The organism is Arthrobacter sp. QXT-31, assembly GCF_001969265.1.
GTDB lineage: Bacteria > Actinomycetota > Actinomycetes > Actinomycetales > Micrococcaceae > Arthrobacter.
The window spans coordinates 1,923,820-1,947,882 of record NZ_CP019304.1 but is presented as its reverse complement, the minus strand read 5'-3'; the positions used below and the strand labels follow the sequence as shown (position 1 = coordinate 1,947,882).

General features: G+C 67.5%; 24 protein-coding genes. 18 read left to right on the top strand and 6 right to left on the bottom strand.

All coding sequences use genetic code 11. The annotated features are described in order from the left end of the window. Positions 1-11: 11 nt before the first annotated feature. The 8 genes from folB to BWQ92_RS08790 all read left to right on the top strand — a co-directional run bounded on the left by folB (position 12) and on the right by BWQ92_RS08790 (position 7,056). On the top strand, positions 12-371 hold the full coding sequence (gene folB, locus BWQ92_RS08825; RefSeq protein WP_076799183.1) for a dihydroneopterin aldolase: 360 nt from the start codon (positions 12-14) through the stop codon (positions 369-371). Continuing rightward, a complete protein-coding gene (folK, locus tag BWQ92_RS08820) occupies positions 368-967 on the top strand; it encodes a 2-amino-4-hydroxy-6-hydroxymethyldihydropteridine diphosphokinase (protein ID WP_076799182.1) in 600 nt (199 codons plus the stop codon). Before folB ends, folK begins: the two co-directional genes overlap by 4 nt. Then, the gene (locus tag BWQ92_RS08815; protein ID WP_076799181.1) at positions 964-1,491 is read left to right on the top strand and encodes a DUF3180 domain-containing protein; all 528 of its coding nucleotides are present in this window, start codon (positions 964-966) and stop codon (positions 1,489-1,491) included. Before folK ends, BWQ92_RS08815 begins: the two co-directional genes overlap by 4 nt. Continuing rightward, positions 1,472-1,984, top strand: coding sequence for a PH domain-containing protein (locus BWQ92_RS08810; protein WP_076799180.1), 513 nt, complete (start codon positions 1,472-1,474; stop codon positions 1,982-1,984). The genes BWQ92_RS08815 and BWQ92_RS08810 overlap by 20 nt, the downstream gene beginning before the upstream one ends. After that, positions 1,981-3,504: a PH domain-containing protein gene (locus tag BWQ92_RS08805; protein WP_076799179.1), complete on the top strand. Its 1,524-nt coding sequence runs from the start codon at positions 1,981-1,983 to the stop codon at positions 3,502-3,504. Before BWQ92_RS08810 ends, BWQ92_RS08805 begins: the two co-directional genes overlap by 4 nt. Beyond that, positions 3,497-4,411 (top strand): Rossmann-like and DUF2520 domain-containing protein, encoded by a 915-nt coding sequence (locus BWQ92_RS08800; protein WP_076799178.1) that lies wholly within the window; start codon positions 3,497-3,499, stop codon positions 4,409-4,411. The genes BWQ92_RS08805 and BWQ92_RS08800 overlap by 8 nt, the downstream gene beginning before the upstream one ends. 31 nt (positions 4,412-4,442) lie before the next feature. Next, a complete protein-coding gene (locus BWQ92_RS08795) occupies positions 4,443-5,372 on the top strand; it encodes a 4-phosphopantoate--beta-alanine ligase (protein WP_076799177.1) in 930 nt (309 codons plus the stop codon). 154 nt (positions 5,373-5,526) lie between these two features. Further along, entirely contained in the window at positions 5,527-7,056 is a 1,530-nt protein-coding gene (locus tag BWQ92_RS08790) for a DHA2 family efflux MFS transporter permease subunit (RefSeq protein WP_076803610.1), read from the top strand. A gap of 104 nt (positions 7,057-7,160) precedes the next feature. On the opposite strand, the gene BWQ92_RS08785 is transcribed toward BWQ92_RS08790, so the two are convergent. Beyond that, on the bottom strand, positions 7,161-7,997 hold the full coding sequence (locus BWQ92_RS08785) for an alpha/beta fold hydrolase (protein ID WP_076799176.1): 837 nt from the start codon (positions 7,995-7,997) through the stop codon (positions 7,161-7,163). 67 nt (positions 7,998-8,064) lie between these two features. Beyond that, positions 8,065-9,003, bottom strand: coding sequence for an alpha/beta fold hydrolase (locus tag BWQ92_RS08780; RefSeq protein WP_076803609.1), 939 nt, complete (start codon positions 9,001-9,003; stop codon positions 8,065-8,067). A gap of 102 nt (positions 9,004-9,105) precedes the next feature. On the opposite strand from BWQ92_RS08780, the gene lysS reads away from it, so the two are divergent. The 9 genes from lysS to dhaM all read left to right on the top strand — a co-directional run bounded on the left by lysS (position 9,106) and on the right by dhaM (position 19,826). Next, on the top strand, positions 9,106-10,638 hold the full coding sequence (lysS, locus tag BWQ92_RS08775; protein ID WP_172804266.1) for a lysine--tRNA ligase: 1,533 nt from the start codon (positions 9,106-9,108) through the stop codon (positions 10,636-10,638). A 2-nt stretch (positions 10,639-10,640) separates the two neighbouring features. Then, on the top strand, positions 10,641-10,844 hold the full coding sequence (locus BWQ92_RS08770) for a hypothetical protein (protein ID WP_076799174.1): 204 nt from the start codon (positions 10,641-10,643) through the stop codon (positions 10,842-10,844). A 138-nt stretch (positions 10,845-10,982) separates the two neighbouring features. Further along, entirely contained in the window at positions 10,983-11,309 is a 327-nt protein-coding gene (locus BWQ92_RS08765) for a histone-like nucleoid-structuring protein Lsr2 (protein WP_076799173.1), read from the top strand. Between the two features lie 508 nt (positions 11,310-11,817). Next, positions 11,818-14,310: an ATP-dependent Clp protease ATP-binding subunit gene (locus BWQ92_RS08760; protein ID WP_076799172.1), complete on the top strand. Its 2,493-nt coding sequence runs from the start codon at positions 11,818-11,820 to the stop codon at positions 14,308-14,310. 188 nt (positions 14,311-14,498) lie between these two features. Then, the gene (locus BWQ92_RS08755) at positions 14,499-16,619 is read left to right on the top strand and encodes a S9 family peptidase (protein WP_172804265.1); all 2,121 of its coding nucleotides are present in this window, start codon (positions 14,499-14,501) and stop codon (positions 16,617-16,619) included. A 55-nt stretch (positions 16,620-16,674) separates the two neighbouring features. Continuing rightward, on the top strand, positions 16,675-17,187 hold the full coding sequence (locus BWQ92_RS08750; protein ID WP_076799170.1) for an amino-acid N-acetyltransferase: 513 nt from the start codon (positions 16,675-16,677) through the stop codon (positions 17,185-17,187). 241 nt (positions 17,188-17,428) lie between these two features. Further along, on the top strand, positions 17,429-18,430 hold the full coding sequence (gene dhaK / locus BWQ92_RS08745; RefSeq protein ID WP_076799169.1) for a dihydroxyacetone kinase subunit DhaK: 1,002 nt from the start codon (positions 17,429-17,431) through the stop codon (positions 18,428-18,430). 2 nt (positions 18,431-18,432) lie between these two features. Continuing rightward, complete coding sequence (dhaL, locus tag BWQ92_RS08740; RefSeq protein WP_076799168.1) at positions 18,433-19,059, top strand: dihydroxyacetone kinase subunit DhaL; 627 nt, start codon at positions 18,433-18,435, stop codon at positions 19,057-19,059. After that, positions 19,056-19,826: a dihydroxyacetone kinase phosphoryl donor subunit DhaM gene (dhaM, locus tag BWQ92_RS08735; RefSeq protein ID WP_076799167.1), complete on the top strand. Its 771-nt coding sequence runs from the start codon at positions 19,056-19,058 to the stop codon at positions 19,824-19,826. The genes dhaL and dhaM overlap by 4 nt, the downstream gene beginning before the upstream one ends. Before the next feature lie 25 nt (positions 19,827-19,851). Here the strand turns inward: dhaM and BWQ92_RS08730 are convergent, their stop codons facing one another. The 3 genes from BWQ92_RS08730 to BWQ92_RS08720 all read right to left on the bottom strand — a co-directional run bounded on the left by BWQ92_RS08730 (position 19,852) and on the right by BWQ92_RS08720 (position 21,942). Continuing rightward, positions 19,852-20,349 (bottom strand): hypothetical protein, encoded by a 498-nt coding sequence (locus BWQ92_RS08730; RefSeq protein ID WP_076799166.1) that lies wholly within the window; start codon positions 20,347-20,349, stop codon positions 19,852-19,854. A 144-nt stretch (positions 20,350-20,493) separates the two neighbouring features. Next, complete coding sequence (locus BWQ92_RS08725; protein ID WP_236783202.1) at positions 20,494-21,330, bottom strand: A/G-specific adenine glycosylase; 837 nt, start codon at positions 21,328-21,330, stop codon at positions 20,494-20,496. Between the two features lie 165 nt (positions 21,331-21,495). Further along, complete coding sequence (locus BWQ92_RS08720; RefSeq protein ID WP_140416535.1) at positions 21,496-21,942, bottom strand: hypothetical protein; 447 nt, start codon at positions 21,940-21,942, stop codon at positions 21,496-21,498. A gap of 248 nt (positions 21,943-22,190) precedes the next feature. On the opposite strand from BWQ92_RS08720, the gene BWQ92_RS08715 reads away from it, so the two are divergent. Continuing rightward, positions 22,191-22,832, top strand: coding sequence for a hypothetical protein (locus tag BWQ92_RS08715; RefSeq protein WP_442856752.1), 642 nt, complete (start codon positions 22,191-22,193; stop codon positions 22,830-22,832). A 131-nt stretch (positions 22,833-22,963) separates the two neighbouring features. Here the strand turns inward: BWQ92_RS08715 and disA are convergent, their stop codons facing one another. Further along, a complete protein-coding gene (disA, locus tag BWQ92_RS08710) occupies positions 22,964-24,040 on the bottom strand; it encodes a DNA integrity scanning diadenylate cyclase DisA (protein WP_076799162.1) in 1,077 nt (358 codons plus the stop codon). Between the last annotated feature and the right edge of the window lie 23 nt (positions 24,041-24,063).

The window sequence follows — 24,063 nt, the reverse complement described above, 5'->3', positions numbered from 1 at the left end:
ACAGAACAGCCATGGACAGGATCTCGCTGACCGGTGTCACCGCCACCGGCTACCACGGGGTGTTCGATTTTGAGCGCCGCGAGGGCCAGCCGTTTGTGGTGGACGCCGTGCTGCACTTGGATTTCAGCCAAGTCGCAGAATCGGACGACGTCCGCGACACCGCACATTACGGTGAGGTGGCCGGACGGATCACCGACTGGATCACCGGCGAGCCGCTGAACCTGATCGAGGCCCTGGCGGTGCGGATGGCCGATGGCCTGCTCAAGGAATTCAGGATCCAGGCCGTGGAGATCACCGTGCACAAGCCGAAGGCGCCCATCGAGGTCCCCTTCGGCGACGTCGCCGTCACCGTTTACCGGGAGCGGACATGAGTCCGGCACCCGCACTGCATGAAAAGCCGGTGCAGGGTAAGCCGGCGCCGGCCCAGACCGGCTACACGCGGGCCGTACTGGCGCTGGGCAGCAACCTGGGTGCCCGGAACGAGACACTGTCCGAGGCCGTTGCGGACCTTGTCGACCGCCCGGAGGTGCGGCTCCTGGCCGTCTCACCGATATTCCAGACCAAGGCCGTCGGGGGACCCGCCGGGCAGCCGGACTTCCTCAACATGGTGATTTCCGTCGAAACATCCCTGGCTCCGCTGGACCTTCTCAGGCACTGCCAGTCAGTGGAAAACAAGCACCACCGCGTGCGTGAGGTCCACTGGGGGCCTCGCACGCTCGACGTCGACGTCGTCGTTTACGGCGACCTCACGAGCGATGATCCGGTGCTGACCCTGCCCCACCCGTTCGCCGCGCAGCGCGCGTTCGTGCTCTACCCCTGGGCCCAGATGGACCCGTCGGCCACGCTGAACGGGCAGCCCGTGGGGGAACTGGCCGCCAAGGCCGCCGATTATCCGGACCTGAAGCCGTTCGACGGCTTCGGCGACTTCGACGGCGTGCCGGACGGCGGGGCGGTGGAGCAGCCGTGAAGCCCGTGAGCCCGCTGCTGCTTGCAGTCGTGGGCCTTGCCCTGGCTGTCGCAGGCTGGTCCGCTGCCGTACTGACGGTCCGGTACGGCATGGCCACACCGGTCCTGCCGGCGACTGCGCTGGTGACCATGGGCGTGATCGTGGCCCTGACCCTGGTCCTGGGCATTCGCGTGCTCCGCTGGCGGAACGGCAAGAAGAAGAAAATGCTGAACCCCATCCTGGCGGCGTGGACGCTGGTCCTCGCCCAGGCCTGTGCCTACACCGGCGCGATGCTGCTGGGCTGGCACGCGGGGATCTTCCTGGACCAGCTGCGGTTCTGGAGCATCCGCAGCGGGCTCGATGTCACTTGGCTCGCCCTCGGAATGGCGGGCGGCGGCCTGGTCATGATCGTGGTGGGGCTCGTCGTCGAGCGTTTCTGCAAGATCCCGCCGGAGGACGGCGAGACGGACGCCAGCGAAGGCCTGCCCGGCCACGGTCGGGGCAAGGCCAAAGGGGAAGGCGAGTATGCCTACCGCGGCGATTGATCCCCCCGGGATTACCTGGCTGCGTGTGTCCCCGAAGTACGTCACTGTCCGGCTTGTGGAGTGGGCCCTGGGCAACCTGGTCATGGTGGCCGTGCTGAGCCTGCCGCTGGTGTTTGTCCGGCTCGGCTGGTGGCGGTGGCCGCCGCTGTGGCTGGCCATCGGCGTGCCGGCCTTCATGCTGCTGCTCGCGCTGTGGCGCCTGATTCTCATTCCCCGCCAGGTGCGCGCCATCGGGTACGCCGAGCGCGACGACGACCTGCTGATCCGCGGCGGCATCTTTTTCCAGCGCGTCATGGTGGTGCCTTACGGCCGCATGCAGTACGTGGACATCAGCGCCGGCCCGGTGGAACGCGGGCTGGGGCTGTGCACCCTGAAGCTGTACACAGCCTCCGCCGGCACCAACGCCGAAATCCCCGGCCTTCCCGCGGAGGAAGGCGCCCGGCTCAGGGAACAGCTCTCGGCGCGCGGCGAAGCCAGGCTGGCCGGGCTGTGAGCGCCGGCGGCCTCGCTTCCGGAAAGTCCGACGGCGAGTGGCTGCGTGTGCACCCGGCCACACCGTTCGTGCGGGGCTGGGTCGCGCTGGCAGCCATCGCCTACTTCTTCGGGCGTGACAGCTTTGAACGGATGCTCCAGGGCCAGCCGCTGATCGATGACCGCATCGCCGGACGCGCCCCGCTGCTCCTGGGCGGCGGTGCCTTGATGCTGGTGCTGGCGGTAGTGAGTTTCATCCTCTCCTGGTACTACACCCGGTACCAGGTGGCCGGAGGCTACGTCCGCGTCAACACCGGCTTCCTGTTCAAGCAGCAGCGGCAGGCACGGCTGGACCGGGTCCAGGCCATCGACATCGTCCAGCCGCTGCTGGCCCGGATCTTCGGCCTCGCCGAACTCAAGTTCGAAGTTGCCGACGCCGGTGAATCGGCCGTCCGCCTGGCCTACCTCCGCATCGATGATGCCCGGCAGCTGCGTGCCACCATCCTCGCCCGGGCCTCGGGCGTCCGGCTCGATCCCGCCCAGCCGGAAGCAGCCGCCCCCGAGGCGCCCGAGCAGCAGGTCCTGCAGGTCCCGCCGCCGCGCCTGATCGGCTCGCTCCTGCTCAGCGAGCAGAGTGTCTTCGTGGTCCTGGGCGCCGCGGCATCGGTGCTGCTGTCCGCACTCACCGAGAACCGGGCCTTCTTCCTGTACCTGATTCCGGCTGTACTAGGCCTCGTCGCGGCGTACTGGAGTTCGTTCAACAAGGGCTACAACTTCACCGCGGCCATCTCCCCGGACGGCATCCGGCTCCGGTACGGGCTGCTCGATACCCAGGCCCAGACCCTGCCGCCCGGCCGGATCCAGGCGCTGAAGGTGGCGCAGCCGCCCCTCTGGCGCCTCTTCGGCTGGTACCGGATGCAGGTCAACGCCGCAGGCTACGGAACCGGGGCCAACAACGGCGAAGCCGGTGCCCGCACCACGCTGCTTCCGGTGGGCACATGGGATGACGTCCTGAACATGCTGGCGCTCGTGCTGCCGGACCCGGGCACCGCCGATCCGCTGCGCGTTTTCCGGCAGGGCGTGAACGGCCTGGATTCCGACGCCGGGTTCGTCACCACGCCGCGCCGGGCGCGGCTGCTCGCGCCGCTGGGCTGGCGGCGGAACGCCTTCACCGCCACGGACACCGCGCTGCTAATGAGGTCGGGCCGCTGGTGGCGTCAGCTTGTGGTGGTGCCCCACCAGCGGACGCAGTCGATCGCGCTCCAGCAGGGACCCCTCGCGCGCAGGTTCGGGGTGGCAGACCTCGTCCTGCACACCACCGCAGGGCCGGTGGCACCACGCGTGATCCAGGCCGACGTCCGGGAGGCGCAGGCGCTCTTCGACGCGCAGGCGGCCCGGGCCAGGGCGGCCCGCCGGCGGCAGACCAGCGAGCAGTGGCTGGCACAGGTGGCTCCGGGGCTGGGGGAACCTCCCCGCCAGCCCACCGAAACCCAAGAACAGCCTGCTCAAGCACCCCAACAGGAAGGCCAGCAACGTGGCTAAGCCAGGACGCCTCGGCGTCGGAATCATCGGCGCCGGGAAGGTGGGCGCCGTCCTCGGTGCGGCGCTCCGCGCGGCCGAGCACGCCGTCGTCGGGGTTTCCGCCGTCTCCGACGCGAGCCGGGAACGGGCCGAAACCCTGCTCCCCGGCGTTCCCGTCCTGGAAATCCAGGACATCGTGGAACGCTCGGAACTGGTCCTCCTGGCCGTCCCTGATGATGCCCTCGCCGGACTCGTGGAGGGGCTCGCCAAGCTTGGCGCCTGGCAGCCCGGCCAGCTCGTGGCGCACACATCGGGCCGGTTCGGCGTCGGTGTGCTGCACTCGGTCCGGGCGGCCGGTGCCGTGCCGCTCGCGCTGCACCCGGCCATGACCTTCACCGGCATGAGCCTGGACCTGACCCGGCTGCTGGACTGCACGTTCGGCGTCACCGCAGACGCCGCCATGCTTCCCATCGCCCAGGCGCTCGTCGTCGAGATGGGGGCCGAGCCGGTGGTGATCGCCGAGGGCGACCGCACCATCTACCACGCCGCCCTGGCGCACGGTTCGAACCACCTGGTCACGCTCGTGGCGCAGGCGTCGCAGCTGCTGGCCGAGGTGGGCGTGGAGGCCCCGGAGCGCATGCTCGGCCCGCTGCTGCGGGCAACCCTGGAGAACGCGCTTGCCTCCGGCGAGTCGGCCCTGACCGGCCCGGTCGCCCGCGGGGATGCCGGTACGGTGGAAGCGCACGCCAGCGCGCTGCGGGAACACGACGGCGGAACCGGCGGCGACGTCCTCGCGGCGTACCTCGCCATGGCCAGGGCGACCGCAACACGCGCCGGGAAGCGCGGTCTGCTGAAACCGGACCAGGCGGAGAATATTCGTATCGCGCTTGATGGCACGGACGGCGGCCTGGACAACGGCCGCGCATGAAACGGCCCCAGGGCCAAGGGAGGACACTGACATGGCAATCCGACTCGTAACCACGGCGGATTCCCTTCGGGCACAAAGCCGGCTGCTGCTGACGCAGAAGAACGGCTCCTCGCTGGGCCTTGTGCCCACCATGGGCGCACTGCACGCGGGCCACGGGCGGCTGGCGCGGGCCGCCGTCGAACAGAATGACGTTGTGGTGGCCTCCATCTTTGTGAACCCGCTGCAGTTCGGCGAGGCACAGGACCTGGACCGGTATCCGCGGACCCTCGAGGCGGACACGGCGCTGCTCGAGGAGCAGGGTGTGGACCTGGTCTTTGCGCCGTCGGTCGAGGAGATGTACCCGGACGGACAGCCGCTGGTCAGGATCACCTCCGGTCCGCTGGGGGAGAAATGGGAGGGTGCATCCCGTCCCGGGCACTTCGACGGTGCGCTCACCGTGGTGGCCAAGCTGCTGCACCTGGGCATCCCCGGCACCGGCCTTCCCGGCGGCAGCGCGTTCATTCCCGGCTCCGGCGGCGGGCTGCCGGCGTACCGTGCCTATTTTGGGCAGAAGGACGCCCAGCAGCTGACCCTGGTGCGCCGGATGGTGGCGGACCTGAACTTCCCGGTCGAAATCGTGGCCGTGCCAACCGCCCGGGACGCCGACGGGCTGGCACTGTCCAGCCGCAACCGCTTCCTCTCGGCCGAGGAGCGGGAGGCTGCGCTTGTCCTGTCCCGCGCCCTGCGCATCATCGAGGAGCGGGCCAACGCCAACGAACCTCTCGACGTGGGCTCGGCGAGGGCACTGATCGAGTCCCAGCCCCTGGTCCGGCTGGACTATCTCGACGTCGTGGATCCGGTCACGCTGGAACCGCTCGCCGAGAACTGCCACGAGACACCCTTCCGCGGTGAAGGGCTGGCGCTGGTCGCGGCGAAGGTGGGCTCCGTACGGCTGATCGACAACGTGCCGCTCAATTCCTAGGGGCGAGCTCTTAGGGGGCATACAGTCCGGGTGACCTTCATCCCCTTTACGGGGAATGGGCAGCGTGCCGGGAATGTGCCGGGCCACTACACTGTTGGAGTCTGCAGCGGCGCTGACCGCAGCCACCCACTTCCAACTCCCTGAGGGCCTCGCCATGTCTACCAAAGTCACATCCACGTCGTCTGGCGAACCCGTCCCGGAGCCCGCAGCTCCCGTTGCATCCGCGGCCGCAGGGCCGCCGTCGAATGCAGCACCGTCCCCGGCGGCAGCACCGCCGTCGGACAAAATGTCCCGCGAGTCCGTGACGGTCATTGTCACACTGCTGGTGGCCACGTTCGTGGTGATCCTGAACGAAACCATCATGAACGTCGCCCTGCAGCGCCTGATGGTGGACCTGCGTGTGGATGCGCCCACGGTCCAGTGGCTCGCGACCGGGTTCATGCTGACCATGGCCGTGGTGATTCCGACCACCGGATTCATCCTCCAGCGGCTGTCCACGCGGTCGGTGTTCCTCCTGGCGATGGGCCTGTTTGCCGGCGGTACGGCGCTCGCCGCGGCGGCGCCCGGCTTCGAGATTCTCCTGCTGGCACGGATCATCCAGGCCGGCGGCACCGCCATCATGCTTCCGCTGCTGATGACCACCATCCTCACGTTGGTCCCGCTGGCCCGCCGCGGCGCCGTGATGGGCAACGTCAGCATCGCCATCTCGGTGGCACCGGCCATGGGCCCCACCGTCTCCGGGTTCATCCTGCAGCACTTCTCCTGGCGCTTCATGTTCATCTTCGTCCTGCCCATCGCGCTGGCGGCCCTGGCGATTGGTGCCAGGTTCCTCACCAATGTCGGTGAGACGGAGAAGACCCGGCTCGACTTCCTCTCCGTGGTGCTGACGGTTCCGGCCTTCGGCGGCTTCGTCTATGGCCTGAGCCAGATCGGCGGCGGCCATGGCGGCGGCAGCGGCCCGAGCACCCTTGCCGTGGTTGCGCTGGTTGTCGGCGTCGCCGGCCTGGCCGCCTTCACGTTCCGCCAGCTCCGGCTGCAGAAGTCCGGGGCCCCGCTGCTGGACCTGCGGGCGTTCAACCTCCGGATGTTCACGGTTTCCGTGCTGCTGATGGTCGTGTCCATGGTGGCTTTGTTCGGCGCCGTCATCCTGCTGCCGCTGTACCTGCAGGAAATCCGCGGCCTGCAGTCCCTCGAGACCGGTCTGGCCCTGCTGCCTGGCGGCCTTGCCATGGGCCTGCTCGGCCCGGTGATCGGCCGCCTGTTCGACAAGGTGGGGCCGCTGCCGCTCACTGTCACCGGTTCATCGCTCATGGTCCTGACGCTGTGGCAGTTCGCGATGCTCGTCGCCGGCACTCCGGTCTGGTGGATCGTCACCCTGCACGTGGGGCTCAGTTTCGGGCTGGCACTGCTCTTCACGCCCGCGTTCACCACCGGGCTGAACCCGCTGCCGCCGCACCTGTACTCCCACGGCTCAGCCATCATGAGCACGCTGCAGCAGGTGGCCGGCGCGGCGGGCACGGCGCTGCTGGTGTCCATCTTCGCCTTTGTTTCCGCGGGCTCCGGCCTCGTCGCGGGCATGAGCGCAGCGTTCCTGACGGCAACCGTCATCGCCGTTGCCGCCGTCGTTCTTTCCACGATGATGCGCAAGACGGCTGGCGCCGAAGGAGCGCCCGCGGCCCACTAGGCGATCCCAACCCCTGAGCCGCTCCAACCACTGGCGCGAACGTACAGTTAAGGCCCCAATTCCCGGCGGAAAAGGGGCCTTAACTGTACGTTCGCGCTGCTGGGTCAGCCGGCGAAGAACTCGCTGAGTTCGGTGATGAGCTTGTCCGGGGCGCGGATGACGCCGTCGTGCCCGAAGCCCGGCAGGATGGTGTAGCTGGAGCCGGAGAGGACGTCGTGGATCTGCCCGCAGGCCACGCCGAAGTAGGCCGGGCTCTTCTCGCCGACGATGATCAGGGTTTCCAGCGGCAGCTGGAGGAACGGCTCGGCCGGCATGTCCGCCGCGACGATGGCCTTGATTTCACGGACGCCGGTGCGCATCATTTCCCGCTGCTGCTTGCCCATGGACGTACCTGCCGTGAGCCGGTTGGCCAGGGTCAGCATGGACAGGGGCATGCGGGACGAGAACGGGCCCGCGGCCTCGAGCCCGCGCTGCAGGACGGCGAGGGCGCGGTCATCGTCTCCGGCAGCCGTGGCACGCTCGTACTCGACGGTCCAGTCGGCTGTGACGCTGTGGTTCACGGACACTGCAGGATCGTAGACCGCAAGCCGTTCCACAGGCAGCGTCCGCGCAGCGTGAAGGGCCACGGCCCCGCCGAAGCTGTGCCCGAACACATCCGTGCTGTCCGTGTGCTTCATGACGGTGTCGAGGTCGCGGATGTCGACGTCCAGGGTGTAGTCGCCCTGCTGTTCCGAGGAGGCGCCCCGTCCTCGGCGGTTGAAGGTGTGGACCGGCCGGCCGAGTTCGGCACTGAGCCGCTGCGCGAACCTCGTGTAATCGGAAGCCGTGACCATGGAAGAGATGACGACCACGACGCCGGATCCGGCCGAGGCCAGCGCTTCGCCCGTGCTGAACAGCTCAAGCTTGCCGCCGTCGGGGGTGCTGATGATCTCGCGAGTCATGTTCCGAGCCTATCGGAGGCCGGCGTGTGCTGACAGCCGGACTGCACCTGCCACCAGACGTGTTGACCTAGCGGCGCCGGCGCTTCCGGCTCCACGGAGTGATGGTCCCGTCCGTCCCGTTCAGAAAGCGGGCGATCCGGATGGCCAGGCGCTTCCCCGGCCGGATCGGCCCTTCGTGCAGCTGTCCCGGAACCACGGCGAAATCGATCGCCGGCACCGCCGAGGCCAGCTGCCTGCCGGTATCGGAAAAATATCCCGGGCTCCAGCCGCCACTGAGCATCAGCGTGGGGGTGGCCAGTTCCACGAAATCCGCGAGCTCGGCATCGGCATCGAGCACCGCCCGCATCTCCTTCACGGCCGTTGGCAGCAGTTCCCGCATTTCGGAGCCGACGTTGGTCCGGGCGGACATGATGCTCAGCATCCGCAGGGCGCCGAGGGGCAGGTAGGAGAGCGGGCCGGCCGTCGCCAGGCCCTGGACCAGGTGTGCCCAGGCATGGTTGAGCTGCCCGTCCGTCACGGCCTGCTCCAGTTCCGGCCGCCAGCGGTGGTGCAGGTTGCCGGAGAGGGACACCGCGGCGTCGTACGTGACCAGCCGGCGCAGCGGCATCTCGCGTGCCGCCTGGAGCGCCACGAAGCCGCCGTAGCTGTGCGCCACCACGTCCTCGGACCCCGTCTCCTTCATCACGGCGGCCAGGTCCCGGATCTCGGTCTGCACGGAATAGTCGTCCGGCTGCTCCGCGGAACGGCCGCGGCCGCGCCGGTTGTAGCAGTGGACGGGCCGGCTCAGGAGGAAGCTCAGGTTGCGGGCGAACGGGCGGTACAGCTGGTCGGTCACCAGCGTTCCGTGGATAAGTACGACGCCGGGAGCCGCCGCCGGGGGCGGGTCGCCCTGGGCTGTGGTGCCGTCGGCGGTACCGCCGTTGACTGTGGTGAGTGTGGCGGGCCGGAAGGAGTGCACCTCAAGCCGGCCGCCGTCGTCGTCCGTCTCAACTGTCCAAGTCTCCACCACCTGAGTCTATGCCCCGCCCCTGGCGGAGAACCGGACGAAAACTCCAGGGCGCCGGGGTGCCGAACGCCGAGGCGGGAAGTCCCGGTAAACTTGGTGACTGTGACTTCCCAAAACACCCCCGCCCCGAAGAACGCCCCGGAACCGCTCGACGCCAGCGAACAGATGCGCATCCGCATGGACAAGCGCGCCAAGCTGATCGAACGCGGGCAGGAAGCGTACCCGGTGGGTGTTGAGCGCACGCACTCACTCAGCGAGATCCGTGAAAAGTACGCGCACCTGCAGGCCGACGAGACCACCGGCGACGTCGTGGGCGTCACCGGGCGTGTCGTGTTTGTCCGCAACACCGGCAAGCTGTGCTTCGCCACGCTGCAGGAAGGCGGCACGGACGGCAAGGGCACACGGCTGCAGGCCATGCTCAGCCTGGCGAACGTGGGCGAGGAGGCCCTCGCCGACTGGAAGGCCCTGGTTGACCTGGGCGACCACGTCTTCATCCAGGGCGAAGTCATCTCGTCCCGCCGCGGTGAACTCTCCGTCATGGCCGACTCCTGGTCCATGGCGTCCAAGGCACTGCGCCCGCTGCCGGTGCTGCACGCCGAGCTCAACGAGGAAACCCGCGTGCGCCAGCGTTACGTGGACCTGATGGTCCGCGATGAGGCCCGCGAGATGGTGTACACCCGCGCCGCCATCACCCGCTCCATCCGCGAGACCCTCTTCCGCCACAGCTACGTTGAGGTGGAAACGCCCATCCTGCAGCTGGTCCACGGCGGCGCGCTGGCGCGTCCGTTCGAAACACACATGAACGCGTTCGACCAGAAGATGACCCTGCGCATCGCCACCGAGCTGTACCTCAAGCGCGCAGTGGTCGGCGGCATCGACCGCGTCTACGACATGGGCAGGGTGTTCCGCAACGAGGGCGTGGACTCCACCCACAGCCCCGAATTCACCACGCTTGAGTGCTACGAGGCCTGGGCGGACCAGTTCGTCATGGCCGAGCGCATCAAGGAGATCATCCTGGACGCCGCGGATGCTGTGGGCGCGGGACGGGTACTGCAGACTGAAGCCGGAGAGATCAACCTCGACGGCGACTGGGCCTGGGTGGCTGTTTACCCGGGACTTTCCGAAGCGGTGGGCCAGGAGATCACCCCCGACACCCCGCTCGAGGAACTGCGCGCCGTGGCCGAGAAGCACGAGGTCAAGGTCGATCCGAAATGGGATGCAGAGAAGCTGGCCGTGGAGCTGTTCGGCGAAATCGTCGAGCCCACCCTGCTGAACCCCACTTTTGTCTACGACTACCCGCCGTCTGCCCAGCCGCTGGCCCGCCCGCACCGCGAGGACGGCCGCCTGATCGAGGCCTGGGACCTGATCATCGGCGGCATGGAGCGCGGCACGGCCTTCTCCGAGCTCATTGACCCGGTCATCCAGCGCGAACGCCTCACCGAGCAGTCCATGCACGCCGCCGCCGGCGATGCCGAGGCCATGCAGCTGGATGAGGACTTCCTCCGCGCCCTGGAATACGGTGCACCTCCCATGGGCGGCATCGGCCTGGGCATCGACCGCCTGGTCATGCTCTTTACCGGCGCAGGCATCCGCGAAACCATTCTCTTCCCGCTGCTCAAGCCCGAAGGCCACTGATCATGGACTACATCGCCGTACTGCTTCCCTCGGTGGTGGTTGGCCTGCTCTTTTGGTTTGCCATGAAGTCGATCTTTAACGCGGACAAGGCAGAACGCCAGGCCGAAGCCCGCGCGCAGGCGGAAGCCGATGCCCAGGCTGAGGCTGATGCGCAGAGGGCAGCCGGAGACGATTCCCCCGAGCCTCCGGCCGAATCAGACAAATAGCAGGTGACTTTTTAAAGCCCCCGGTTATCCCCAAGGAACCATTGCGCGTTTTGACGCGTTGCCTTATTGGGGGAGATACTTTAGGTGGAAACATCCTGCTTTTCTGATTACACGTCCTTTCCAAAAGAGAGATTTTTGATGGCACAGAAAGTTAATATCGTCCTCGTGGACGATCTGGATGGGGGATCCGCGGACGAAACCGTTCGCTTCGGCCTGGATGGCGTCGGTTATGAAATTGACCTGTCCGCTGCCAATGCTTCAGAACTGCGGTCATCACTGGAACGCTTTGTTTCAGCCGGCCGCAAAACATCAGGCGGCCGTCCTGCCCGTGTCAAAGCACAGGGTGGACGCAGCCAGGACTCTGCCCAGATACGCCAGTGGGCGCGGGACCACGGTTACACCGTAAACGCGCGCGGCCGCATTCAGGCGGAAATCCAGGAAGCCTACCAAAAGGCCAATTCCTAGCCCGGCGCCCTGACAACCAGTTAGGGCACAAAAAGTTCTGAGCATATGTGTTGCGCCCCCGGATTTGCGGGGGCGCTGCGCTTTAACCGGATCTTTAGCCGGTCTCTTTAGCCAGTCTCTTTCGCCGGACAGCGCCCGGCGCATTTTGTCGGGAGCCTCGCCGATTTGTGGCCAAGCGCCTCTGTCGGACTGGTGAATGGGGCATCCTGTCCCGCAGGGAATCGGACCCCGGGAATCCGGCTGATTTCCAAAACAGGCGGCACCATGAAACCTGGACAATCGCTGCAGGGTGATTTCGGACACGGGAGCCCGGGAGCAATCTGCCCGGAAGCAATATAAAGACGGGCGGAGCTTGCTGGGCCCGTCCGGGTGTCGCAGTGGCGAGGCCGATACGGCAGCTCCGTGGAACTGTGCAAGGGCCCCGGTTTCCCCTGTGGCGAACAAGCTCCCCAAGTCGTGCTTCCCCCACGTAGCATCAAAGTACGTCGTAGCTAGGGAGTGTGGCGAAATGTTTGAGCGATTTACGGACCGTGCCCGTCGCGTAGTTGTGCTTGCCCAAGAAGAGGCACGCATGCTGAACCACAATTACATTGGTACCGAACACATCCTCTTGGGTCTGATCCACGAAGGTGAGGGCGTTGCCGCCAAAGCTCTTGAGTCCTTGAGCATTTCGCTCGACGGCGTCCGCGAGCAGGTGCAGGAGATTATCGGCCAGGGCCAGCAGGCTCCCTCCGGCCACATCCCCTTCACGCCGCGTGCAAAGAAGGTGCTGGAGCTTTCGCTGCGCGAAGCCCTGCAGCTTGGCCACAACTACATCGGCACGGAGCACATCCTGCTGGGACTCATCCGCGAGGGTGAGGGTGTGGCCGCGCAGGTGCTGGTGAAGCTCGGTGCCGACCTCAACCGGGTCCGCCAGCAGGTCATTCAGCTGCTCTCCGGCTACCAGGGCAAAGAGACCACCGGTGCCGGCGTCGGCCAGAGCCAGGCAGAAGGTACCCCCGCCGGCTCCGTCGTGCTGGACCAGTTCGGCCGGAACCTGACGCAGGCTGCCCGCGAGAACAAGCTGGACCCTGTCATCGGACGCGAGCAGGAAATGGAACGCGTCATGCAGGTCCTTTCCCGCCGCACCAAGAACAACCCCGTGCTGATCGGCGAGCCCGGCGTCGGCAAGACCGCCGTCGTTGAAGGCCTTGCCCAGGCGTTCGTGCGCGGCGACGTCCCCGAGACCATCAAGGACAAGCAGCTGTACACGCTGGACCTTGGTTCCCTCGTGGCCGGCTCCCGGTACCGCGGTGACTTCGAAGAGCGCCTGAAGAAGGTCCTCAAGGAAATCCGCACCCGCGGCGACATCATCCTCTTCATTGACGAGATCCACACCCTGGTGGGTGCCGGTGCCGCTGAAGGAGCCATCGACGCGGCCTCGATCCTGAAGCCGATGCTGGCCCGCGGCGAGCTGCAGACCATCGGTGCCACCACCCTGGACGAGTACCGCAAGCACATCGAGAAGGACGCCGCCCTCGAGCGCCGCTTCCAGCCGATCCAGGTCAAGGAGCCGTCGGTTGCGCACGCAATCGAGATCCTCAAAGGCCTGCGGGACCGTTACGAGGCCCACCACCGCGTCACCATCACCGACGGCGCCCTCGCCTCGGCCGCGAACCTGTCCGAACGCTACATCTCGGACCGGTTCCTGCCGGACAAGGCGATCGACCTCATCGATGAAGCCGGTGCCCGGCTGCGCATCCGCCGCATGACCGCCCCGCCGGAGCTCAAGGAGATGGACGAGCGCATCTCCGAGCTGAAGATGGAGAAGGAGTCCGCGATTGACGCGCAGGACTTCGAGGGTGCTGCCGCGCTGCGCGACAAGGAGCAGAAGCTCATCACCGAGCGCTCCGAGAAGGAACGCCACTGGAAGACCGGCGGCATGGACGACATCTCCGAGGTGGACGAGGACCTGATCGCAGAAGTCCTCGCGAACTCCACGGGCATTCCGGTCTTCAAGCTGACCGAGGAGGAATCCTCGCGCCTGCTGAAGATGGAAGACGAGCTGCACAAGCGCGTCGTCGGCCAGGACGAGGCCATCAAGGCGCTGTCCCAGGCCATCCGCCGCACGCGTGCCGGCCTGAAGGACCCCAAGCGTCCGGGCGGTTCGTTCATCTTCGCCGGCCCCACCGGCGTCGGCAAGACCGAGCTGGCCAAGGCCCTCGCCGAGTTCCTGTTCGGTGAAGAGGACGCCCTGATCACCCTGGACATGTCCGAGTACTCGGAGAAGCACACGGTGTCGCGTCTCTTCGGTGCCCCTCCGGGCTACGTCGGCTACGAAGAGGGCGGGCAGCTGACCGAGAAGGTCCGCCGCCGTCCGTTCTCCGTGGTCCTGTTCGATGAAGTGGAGAAGGCCCACGCGGACCTCTTCAACTCGCTGCTGCAGATCCTGGAAGACGGCCGCCTGACCGACTCCCAGGGCCGCGTGGTGGACTTCAAGAACACCGTGATCATCATGACCACGAACCTCGGAACCCGGGACATCTCCAAGAGTGTTGCCACCGGTTTCCAGTCGGGCACGGACACCCAGACCGGCTACAACCGGATGCGCGCCCGGGTCACGGAGGAGCTCAAGCAGCACTTCCGCCCCGAGTTCCTCAACCGTGTTGACGACGTAGTGGTGTTCCCGCAGCTGACGCAGGACGAGATCATCGAGATCGTGGACCTGTTCGTGACCCGCCTCGAGAAGCGCCTCAAGGACAAGGACATGGGCATCGAGCTGACCAAGGCAGCCAAGGTGCTCCTGGCCACCCGCGGTTACGATCCCGCCATGGGTGCCCGGCCGCTGCGCCGTACCATCCAGCGCGAGATCGAGGACCAGCTCTCCGAGAAGATCCTCTTCGGCGAGCTGCACTCCGGCGACATCGTGGTGGTGGACGTGGACGGCGAGGGCGACGACGCGAAGTTCACCTTCGCCGGAAACGCCAAGCCGCGCATCCCGGAGATCGCGCCGAGCGCGTAGCTCCAGGACAACAGCCGCACTCCAGCGCCAAGAGGCCCTGCCCGCCCCCGAAAGGGGGCCGGCGGGGCCTCCTGCTGTTGGGCCGCAGTCAGATGGCCGACGGGGCGGAGCGCGCAGTTCTGAAAGTACTGTTTCACTAATAGTGAACCGGCCTGTGATCCACCGCACAGCCGGTGTTGAATCAGCACATGTCAACTGAAGATGCAGCGACCCTGCGCGAGCAACCGGCTACCCCCTTCCATGACCTCGACCACTACCTGGCGATCCCCCGCGTCAGTGGCCTGGCCCTCAGCCCCGACGGCCAGCGGCTGGTGACCGCCGTCGCCACGCTCAACAGCAAGGGCACCGAATACGTTTCGGCTCTGTGGGAGGTGGACCCGGCAGGCGCGAACCAGGCCCGGAGGATCACCCGCAGCGCCAAGGGCGAAGCCGGCGCCGCGTTCGCGGCCAACGGCGACGTCTACTTCACCTCCGCCAGGCCGGATCCGGAGAAGGAAGCCGACGGCGACCCCGTCAGCGCGCTTTGGGTGCTCCCCGCCGGCGGCGGCGAGGCGCGCGTGGTGCTCTCCAGGCCAGGCGGCGTGGACAAGGTCATGGCCGCCAGGGACGCCAACGCCGCCTTCGTCAACGCCACCGTCCTCGCCGGCTCCAGGGACGAGGACGACGACGCCGAGCGCCGCAAGAGCCGCAAGGACAACAAAGTGGCGGCCATCCTGCACAGTGAATACCCGGTGCGCTACTGGGACGCTGACCTCGGCCCTGCCCAGCCCCGGCTCTTCGCCGTGGAGCCCGGGACCGATCAGGAACCAGGGAAACCCGCCACCGTGGACAGCGCAGCACCCCTCACGCTGCGCAACCTCACCCCGCAGGTGGGCTCCCGGCTCCGCGAGGCTGTCTCGGTGGTCGGCCCGGCCGGCAAGACCATCTACACCAGCCTGGTCAAGCCGCTGCCGAAGGCGGACCTGCGCTCGGTGCTCGCCGCGGTTGACGTTGCCACCGGCAACTTGAGGATCCTCCTCGACGAGGAAGGCATGAACTACTTCCCGGGACCGGTCAGCCCGGACGGCGGCACCCTCGCCGTCCTCAGCGAAAGCGACACGACCCCGCAGCAGGCCCCGCAGGTCAAGCTCCACCTCCTCGACGTGTCCAGTGGGGCCGGGCCGGAAGACCTGCAGCCCCTGGCGCATGATTGGGACCGGTGGGCCCACCCTGAGGCCTGGCTCCCGGACGGCTCTGCACTCCTGGTCACGGCAGACGACGACGGCGCTTCGCCGGTTTTCAGCGTGAGCGCTGCGGCAGGTGCCGCCCGGGGGAGCGTCACCAGGGTGACGCCGGATGCGGCGGCCTACACCGACGTGGTCGTTTCACCCGACGGGCGCAGCGCCTACGCGCTGCGCAGCTCTTACGAGTTTCCGGCCGAGCCCGTCAGGATCGACCTCGCCACCGGGGACGTCACGCGGCTGCCGTCGCCGGCTGAGCGGCCGCAGACCGCGGGGTCGCTGGAGCGGGTGGAGACGACGGCGGCCGATGGCACCCGGGTGCCTGCCTACCTGGCCCTGCCCGCCGGGGCTTCTGCCGGGAACCCCGCGCCGCTGCTGCTCTGGATCCACGGCGGTCCCCTGGGCTCCTGGAATGCCTGGACCTGGCGCTGGAACCCGTGGCTGCTCACTGCCCGGGGCTACGCCGTTCTCCTGCCGGACCCTGCGCTGTCAACGGGGTACGGCCAGGAATACATCCAGCGGGGCTGGGGCGGCTGGGGCAAGGCGCCGTACACGGACCTCATGGCCATCACGGACTCAGTGGTGCAGCGGCCGGATATCGACGAAAGCCGGACGGCGGCGATGGGAGGCTCGTTCGGCGGCTACATGGCGAACTGGGTGGCCGGCCAGACGGACCGGTTCAAGGCGATCGTGACCCACGCCAGCCTGTGGGCGCTGGACCAGTTCGGCCCCACCACGGACGCATCGCAGTACTGGCTCAAGGAAATGACGGCGGAAATGGCGCTGGAGAACTCCCCGCACCTGCACGTCGAGAAGATCCTGACGCCCATGCTGGTGATCCACGGCGACAAGGACTACCGCGTGCCCATCGGGGAGGGCCTGCGGCTCTGGTACGAGCTGCTGTCCAGGTCCCGGCTCGCGGCCGACGGCAACGGGCAGACCAGCCACAGGTTCCTCTTCTATCCCGACGAAAACCACTGGATCCTGCAGCCCCAGCATGCCAAGGTCTGGTACGGCGTGGTGGAACACTTCCTGGCCAGGAACGTCCTCGGCAAGGACATTCCGCTGCCCGCCGACCTGGGGCTCTGACACTGCTGGTCCCTGCCAGCCGGGGCGTGGGTGCAGCAGTCCGTAAGATGGGGCTGTGACTGACTCCTCCTTCAGCATCCGCCCGGCCCGGACCAGCGATGTGGCCGCCATCAAGCGACTCGTGGCGCCACTCGCCGAAGAGAGGATCCTGATGGCCAAGGAGACGGTGGCGTACTACGAGAGCCTGCAGGAGTTCCTGATCGCCGAGTCGGCGGCCGGCGAGGTCATCGGCTGCGGCGCCCTGCACGTCATGTGGGAGGACCTGGCCGAGGTCCGCACCCTCGCAGCTTCCGATGCCTGGCGCGGCAAGGGCGTGGGCCACGTCCTGGTTGAAAGCCTCCTGAAGCAGGCCGCAGCCCTGGGCGTCTCCCGCGTGTTCTGCCTGACCTTCGAGGTGGATTTCTTCAAGCGGCACGGCTTCGAGGTGATGGCAGACCAGTCGGCGGTGGACCCGCAGGTGTACTCCGAACTGCTGCGCTCGCACGACGAAGGCGTGGCCGAGTTCCTGGACCTTGCGCGCGTGAAGCCCAATACGCTCGGCAACACGCGGATGATCAGGACCCTCTAGGTCCGGTTCAATATCTGCGGGTAACATTCCTTTCCTTTTGTAAACTTGCTGGATAAACTCCTGGGGGACGGAAGGGACCGCATTGGGGGCTGTCCCTTCCGTATCCCTTCCAAGCCTTTTCTGGGTCCCCTCGGCGGTGCGAACGCCCGCGCGCTGAACTACCGCCGGACCGGTGCCGGTAGTAGGGTCAAAGCACATCCTGTTCGATGTCAATGAAGCACCGAGAGGCCAGGAGCCAGCCGTGAAGAAGCTCATCAATGACCCCCGCGCTGTTGTGGATGAATCAGTGGAAGGATTCGGACTTGCCCATGCGGATCTCGTGACCGTCAGCGCCGACCCGAAGTACGTCACCCGCAAGGATGCCCCCGTTGCCGGCAAGGTGGGCCTGGTGTCCGGCGGCGGCAGCGGGCACGAGCCGCTCCACGCCGGTTTTGTGGGCCGCGGCATGCTCGACGCCGCCGTGCCCGGTGCGGTGTTTACCTCACCGACCCCGGACCAGATCATTCCGGCGACGCTCGCCGTGAACTCCGGTGCCGGCGTGGTCCATATCGTCAAGAACTACACCGGAGATGTCCTGAACTTCGAGACGGCTGCGGAAATGGCCCAGGCCGAGGGCGTGGAGGTCCGCACCGTACTCGTCAACGATGACGTCGCAGTGGAGGATTCGCTGTACACGGCTGGCCGCAGGGGAGTGGGCGGCACTGTCCTGGTGGAGAAAATCGCCGGGGCTGCGGCCGAACGCGGCGACGACCTCGATGCGGTGGCGGCCATCGGCGACCGTGTGAACAGGAATGTGCGCACGATGGGCGTGGCACTCACAGCCTGCACGGTGCCGCATGCCGGATCACCGAGCTTTGACCTCGAGGACAACGAGATTGAAATCGGCATCGGCATTCACGGCGAGCCCGGCCGGCACAAGATCGCCCTGGAAAATGCCGACGGCATCACCGACCGCCTGCTGGAACCGGTTCTCAGCGACCTCGGAACGGTGTCGGGCGAGAAGGTTCTCCTGTTCGTCAACGGCATGGGCGGAACACCGCTGAGCGAGCTGTACATCGTCTACCGCCGGGCCGCCCAGATACTTGCGGAGCGGGGCGTCACGGTGGAGCGCTCCCTCGTGGGGAACTACATCACGTCCCTCGAGATGCAGGGATGCTCCATCTCCGTCCTGCGGCTTGACGACGAGATGACGGCCCTCTGGGATGCGCCTGTGCACACGCCGGCGCTGCGATGGGGCGTGTAGCAGTGGGACTGGACGTGACCTGGGCCGTCAAATGGCTCACGCTGTCAGCGCAGGCGATGGCGGAACACAGGGTGGAACTCATCGAGCTCGACCGGGCCATCGGGGACTCGGACCACGGCGAAAACATGGACCGCGGCTTCCAGGCGGTGCTCGAGAAGCTCGCCGAAAACCCTCCGGAAACCCCGGGCGCGGCGCTCAAGCTGACGGCCATGGCGCTGATGTCGAAGGTGGGCGGTGCCGCCGGGCCGCTGTACGGGACCGCGTTCCTGCGGGCCGCAACCACACTTGGGGATGCTGCTGACGTCGACTCCTCGGCGCTCGCCGCAGCACTCGCAGCGGCGCGCGACGGTATCGTGGCCCGCGGAAAGGCCGAGGCAGGCGACAAGACGATGGTTGATGCCTGGACTCCGGCCGCTGACGCAGCCGCAGCAGCCGCCGCCGACGGCGACACGCTGGCAGTCCTTATCGCCGCCGCGGAGGCTGCCGAGGCGGGTGCGGTCGCGACCGACCCGCTCGTGGCGCGCAAGGGCAGGGCCAGCTACCTGGGGGAGCGAAGCGCGGGCCACCGGGACCCCGGAGCGGCATCCAGTGCCCTGATTCTCCGCGCCGCTGCGGGAGCTGCCGCATGACGGTGCGGATCGTGGTGGTTTCGCACAGTGACAAGATAGCCGACGGCGCGGTGGAGCTCGCTGCCCAGATGGCGCCGGACGTGATGATGGTGCCGGCCGGCGGAACGTCCGATGGCAGGATCGGCACCAGCATGGAAAAGGTGATGGCTGCGCTGGAATCCGCGGCCGGAGGTGATGGCGTGGTGGTGCTGACCGATCTCGGCTCGGCCGTTATGACGGCGGAGTCGGCCATGGAGTTCGCCGAGGGCAACGCCCCGGTGCTTCTCGCCGATGCCCCGATCGTGGAGGGCCTCGTGGCGGCTGCGGTGGCGGCCCAGGGAGGTGCAAGCGTTCATGCTGTTCGCCGGGCCGCCGAGGCCACGCATGGCTATCCCGCCTCCCGTCCCAAGGCCGAAGAGCGTCTTCCTGCCGCTGCCCCCGCTGCCGTGGGGGCCGCGGCTGTTGCTGCCGCCCCCGCCGCCGGCGCCCCTGCCGGACAGACTGCCGGTGCTGCTGCCGCGCCCGCTGCCCCGGATGCGAGCGGCGACTTTGAGCTGGTTAACCAGGCCGGAATGCATGCGCGCCCGGCCGCCAAGATAGCCGGCGGCTTGTCCGCGCTGGATGCCGAAGTCACGGTGAACGGAGTGGACGGTGCCTCCATGACGGGGCTGATGACGCTGGCAGCCGGCAAGGGATCGGTGCTCCACGTGGAAGCGTACGGGCCCGACGCCGAGCGCGCCGTGGCGTACGTGGCGGGCCTGGTCAGGGACGGCTTCGGCGAACCCTGAGGCCGCGCAGGCCGGGTCAGTACAGCTACCGGTCCTGGCGGAGTCCGGCCTCATCCAGCACCACCGACGCTGAGACAAACCGCCCGCACTGCTCGCCGAACGGGTAGCCGCCCGCCGGGGTGAAGCGCAGCGTGCGCACCGGCAGGGGACTTCCGTCGATGGACGTTCCGGAGGCCGTGACTTCCATCGGTGACTCCGTCAGGACGTCCAGCATGAGCATTCCCCGCTTGGTTCTGTCCGGCTCCGATGTCGCGGAACAGATGCCGTCGGGCCTGGAGCCATCGGTGCAGCCCTGATCCACGGAAATGAAGCCCGGCGCCAGCTCCAGCTCAGCCTCCCTGCACGAGCCGTCCTGGCACGCCTTGAGATGGAGGGCTTTTACGGCCGGGGCGTAGCTGGCCGCAACCGTTACCGACACCCCTGACGCCTGGGCGATCGCCGGGCACGCCACCTCGAACACATGGCATCCGGAGAGAAGCACCGTCGTCGTGATTGTGGCCAAAAGTACCCCTGTTTTGCCCATACTTCAGGGTAAATCCGGCACGATACCGAGCGGACCCGCAGGGGAAAACTGGTACAGACATCGTTACCCCTGGGACCGGAACGACTGCCAATTCGAGATCAAAAGCCCGTCCTGCAGTGGCCGCGTACGGGGCTGGATACACCGCTACGCGGGCAGCCGGTACCCGCCCTGGTGCAGTTCGGCGAGGCCGTCGGCCAGGAGCCCGGCCAGCGCCCGTTCCAGCTGTTCCGGAGCGCAGTTCAGCCGGTGCAGCGCTGCCAGCGGCACGCCGATGCCGGCGGCTTCGAACCCGAGGTCTGCCGGGGCCTGCTGGAACATCTCCGCCGGCACCGGCGCGTCCGCCAGCCGGAGGACAGCCATCACGCCGCCGCGGACCTGGCGGTCGGTGCCGTGCCACGCCTGGCCCTTGGGGGTGTACGACGGCGGCGGCTCACCGGCGGCGAGCCAGGCACACCGGTCGCGCACCGGGCACGCCGAACACTTCGGCGAACGTGCAGTGCACACCAGCGCCCCCAGCTCCATGACCGAGGCGTTCCAGCGGACTGAACGGCCGGCGTCGGAGGGCAGCAGTTCCGCGGCGAGCCGCATCTCCGCGGCGGTCAGCGCCGGGGCGGGCAGGGCGGATCCGGAAAAGAGCCGTGCGTGAACGCGCCGGATGTTGGTATCCACCACCGTCTCGCGGCGCCCGAAGGCAAAGGCGGCGACGGCGGCGGCCGTGTAACTGCCTACGCCCGGCAGGCCGAGCAGGTCGGCATAGTCCGACGGGACTGTGCCGCCGTGGTCGCGCCCGATGGCGACTGCCGCCCCGTGCAGCCTCAGCGCACGACGCGGATAACCCAGCCGGCCCCAGGCCCGGACCGCTTCGCCCGCGGGTTCCCGGGCCAGCGCGGCAGGCTCCGGCCACCGGCGCATCCACTCCTCCCATACCGGCAGCACGCGCACCACGGGGGTCTGCTGCAGCATGATCTCGCTGACCAGCACACCCCACGGCGGGCAGTCCGGGGACCGCCACGGCAAGTCACGCGCCTCGGCGTCGAACCAGCTGTGCAGGGAGGAATGGATTTCGGTTAGTTCGGGGTAAGCGGTTGTGGTTTTGATGCCAATACTCTAGTGGAAACCACGACGGCGGTTCCCGCCCGGGTGCCGTCAGCTGGCTTCCTGTTCCACAGGAGGCAGTCCCTCCTGCCGCGGGGGCAGCCGCCTGACGTGGCCGTGCAGGGTCTCGCCGCCGCGCCCGTTTGGCGCCGGAACAGCAAGGGCCACCACAAAGCCGGCACTGTCCGCATCCACTGAGCGGATGGTCAGGCTGCGCGTTCCTTCAGGTATAGAGGGCGCAAAGAACTGCAGCTGGCGGGTGCCCACGGTGGCCACCTCGTCCAGCTTGTACTCTGTGCCAAAGTGGTCATGGACAACGATTTCGGGGGTTTGCGGCTCGTCTTCATTGACTGATGCGAGATGCAGGTTCACCACGATTCCGGTGTCCCAAATCTCAACCGCAAGCACCGTGAACTCAGTCCCCTGGCTCTGATGTTTGCCAAACGTCAGCGGCAGAAGGACGCGTTCGAGGTGACCGCCAGACACGTGATCTACCATCTTTCGTCCTCTCCAACTCGGCCCGGTAAGTGGTAACCGGGATTCAATTTTAGTAAGTGTGCTGACAGTTGTCACCCGAATTAGGGTCACGAATTGGACATGATGGGGCAGGGGCGGCGTGGTTGCGCCGCAGAAACCCTGCCGTTCCCTAGCCTAGAAAGATGGGCAGGCAAGACACTCCGAACTCCGGCGCGGGCCGGAACCGGTCTCCAAAACCGGCGGCACAAAAAACGGCACAGGGGAAAACTGTGTCAGGGAAAACGGCGTCCCGCGCCGTCCGCAAGCCGAGCCCCGCCGTGTACCGCCGCCGTCGGCTCTTTGCCGGAGTGGCGCTGCTGCTGGTCCTGGGCCTGATCGCTGGTGGTGTGACCACCCTGACCAGCCTCCTCGGCGGCGCCCGGCAGGTATCGTCCGCGCAGGATTCCCCAACGCAAGGCGCAGGTACCGCCCAGTCCGCCACGCCGTCGGCCACTCCTTCGGCGACCCCCTCAGCCTCGCCCGCCTGCGACCAGAAGCTCGTGACCGTCAAGGCGGCCACCAACAAGACGTCCTACGCCGCGGATGAAAAACCGGTATTGAGCCTCACGGTCACCAACGGCGGAAAGCTCCCGTGCAAGGTGAACATCGGCACGTCGCAGATGGACTTCCTGGTCACCAGCGGCTCGGACCGGGTCTTCTCGTCCGCCGACTGCCAGGCTGCCAGCACCGACCTCGTCAAGACCCTCGCGCCCGGCAAGAGCGAAACGGCCAACTTCCCGTGGCCGCGCAACCGGTCGGTGCAGGGCTGCGAGAAGCTGCCGGACGGTGCCGTTGCCGGCAGCGGGTACTACGTGTTCATCGCCAAGCTCGGCGCCAAGGTCAGCCCGCCGACGGTCTTCCAGCTCGGCTGACCGCCGGATCTCATCGATTGCTCCGTAAACGCCCTTGTGGGTGCCCAAAAGGGCTGGGCCCACGCCGGCAGGGTTCCCTGGCCGAGCTTGCGAGGCGAGGGGGCCGGTGGGGAGGAGCAGTCGACGGGAATCTAGAGGAACCGGTCCAGCAGGCTGGCTTCGGCCATCCGGCTGAGGCCCTCGCGGACAGTGCGGGCGCGCTGGTCACCGATGCCGTCCACGGTCATCAGGTCATCAATCGTTGCCGCCATGAGGTGCTGCAGGCCGCCGAAGTGGTCCACCAGCCTGTCCGCAACCGCTTTAGGCACGGCCTTAAGCCCGGAGAGCAGGCGGTAGCCACGCGGCTGGACCACGGCGTCGAGGGTTTCGACGCCGCCGGCAAACCCGATGATCCCGGCGATCTTGCTGAGGTCGATCAGCTCGGTGGGGCCGAGGTTCAGGAGTGCGCTCACGGCGCCGTCGATGTCCTCCGGGGATGCCTTCGGCCCTGCGTAGTCGCGGATGATGATGTCGCTGCCCGGGCCGCGGCCCACGGTGAGCTCATCGAGCTGGAGGGACAGGAGCCTGCCGTCCTCGCCCAGCTCCAGCACGTACTGCGAGATCTCCTCGGAGATCCGGCGCACCATCTCCTGGCGCTGCAGGGTCACCGCCACGTCGCGGACCGTCACCATGGCCTCAATCTCCAGGGCGGAGAGCGAACTCGTCACCTGGTCCAGCCGGGAACGGTAGCGCTCCAGCGTGGCCAGGGCCTGGTTGGCGCGGGCCAGGACCTTTTCGGAGCCCTCGAGCACATGCCGCAGCCCGTTGACATACAGGGCGATGATCTGCATGGACTGGCTCACCGAGATCACCGGTACGCCGGTCTGGATGGCGACGCGCTCGGCGGTCCGGTGCCGGGTGCCCGATTCCTGGGTTTCGATGCTGGGATCCGGCACGAGCTGCACGGCCGCCCGGAGGATGTTGCCGGCATCCTTGTCGCAGATGATGGCACCGTCCATCTTGGCCAGTTCGCGGAGCCGGGTCGGTGAGAAGTCGATGCCGATGTCGAAGCCGCCCGAACAGATCGAGTCGATGGTCCGGTCCGAGCCGAGCACGATCAGCGCGCCGGTGCGTCCGCGGAGAATGCGTTCCAGGCCGTCCCGCAACGCGGTCCCCGGGGCCACCCTCCCCAAAGTCGCTTTGAGCGATTCTTCAGGGCTGCGAGCCATAGATATTCCCTTCAAAGGTGCAG

Coding starts and splice junctions, on each gene's coding strand:
- dhaM (WP_076799167.1), top strand. CDS start 19,056: ATGACGGTGCGGATCGTGGTGGTTTCGCACAGTGACAAGATAGCCGAC.
- BWQ92_RS08790 (WP_076803610.1), top strand. CDS start 5,527: ATGTCTACCAAAGTCACATCCACGTCGTCTGGCGAACCCGTCCCGGAG.
- BWQ92_RS08765 (WP_076799173.1), top strand. CDS start 10,983: ATGGCACAGAAAGTTAATATCGTCCTCGTGGACGATCTGGATGGGGGA.
- BWQ92_RS08785 (WP_076799176.1), bottom strand. CDS start 7,997: ATGACTCGCGAGATCATCAGCACCCCCGACGGCGGCAAGCTTGAGCTG.
- BWQ92_RS08720 (WP_140416535.1), bottom strand. CDS start 21,942: ATGGTAGATCACGTGTCTGGCGGTCACCTCGAACGCGTCCTTCTGCCG.
- folK (WP_076799182.1), top strand. CDS start 368: ATGAGTCCGGCACCCGCACTGCATGAAAAGCCGGTGCAGGGTAAGCCG.
- BWQ92_RS08755 (WP_172804265.1), top strand. CDS start 14,499: ATGTCAACTGAAGATGCAGCGACCCTGCGCGAGCAACCGGCTACCCCC.
- disA (WP_076799162.1), bottom strand. CDS start 24,040: ATGGCTCGCAGCCCTGAAGAATCGCTCAAAGCGACTTTGGGGAGGGTG.
- BWQ92_RS08795 (WP_076799177.1), top strand. CDS start 4,443: ATGGCAATCCGACTCGTAACCACGGCGGATTCCCTTCGGGCACAAAGC.
- BWQ92_RS08730 (WP_076799166.1), bottom strand. CDS start 20,349: ATGGGCAAAACAGGGGTACTTTTGGCCACAATCACGACGACGGTGCTT.
- BWQ92_RS08810 (WP_076799180.1), top strand. CDS start 1,472: ATGCCTACCGCGGCGATTGATCCCCCCGGGATTACCTGGCTGCGTGTG.
- BWQ92_RS08770 (WP_076799174.1), top strand. CDS start 10,641: ATGGACTACATCGCCGTACTGCTTCCCTCGGTGGTGGTTGGCCTGCTC.
- folB (WP_076799183.1), top strand. CDS start 12: ATGGACAGGATCTCGCTGACCGGTGTCACCGCCACCGGCTACCACGGG.
- BWQ92_RS08760 (WP_076799172.1), top strand. CDS start 11,818: ATGTTTGAGCGATTTACGGACCGTGCCCGTCGCGTAGTTGTGCTTGCC.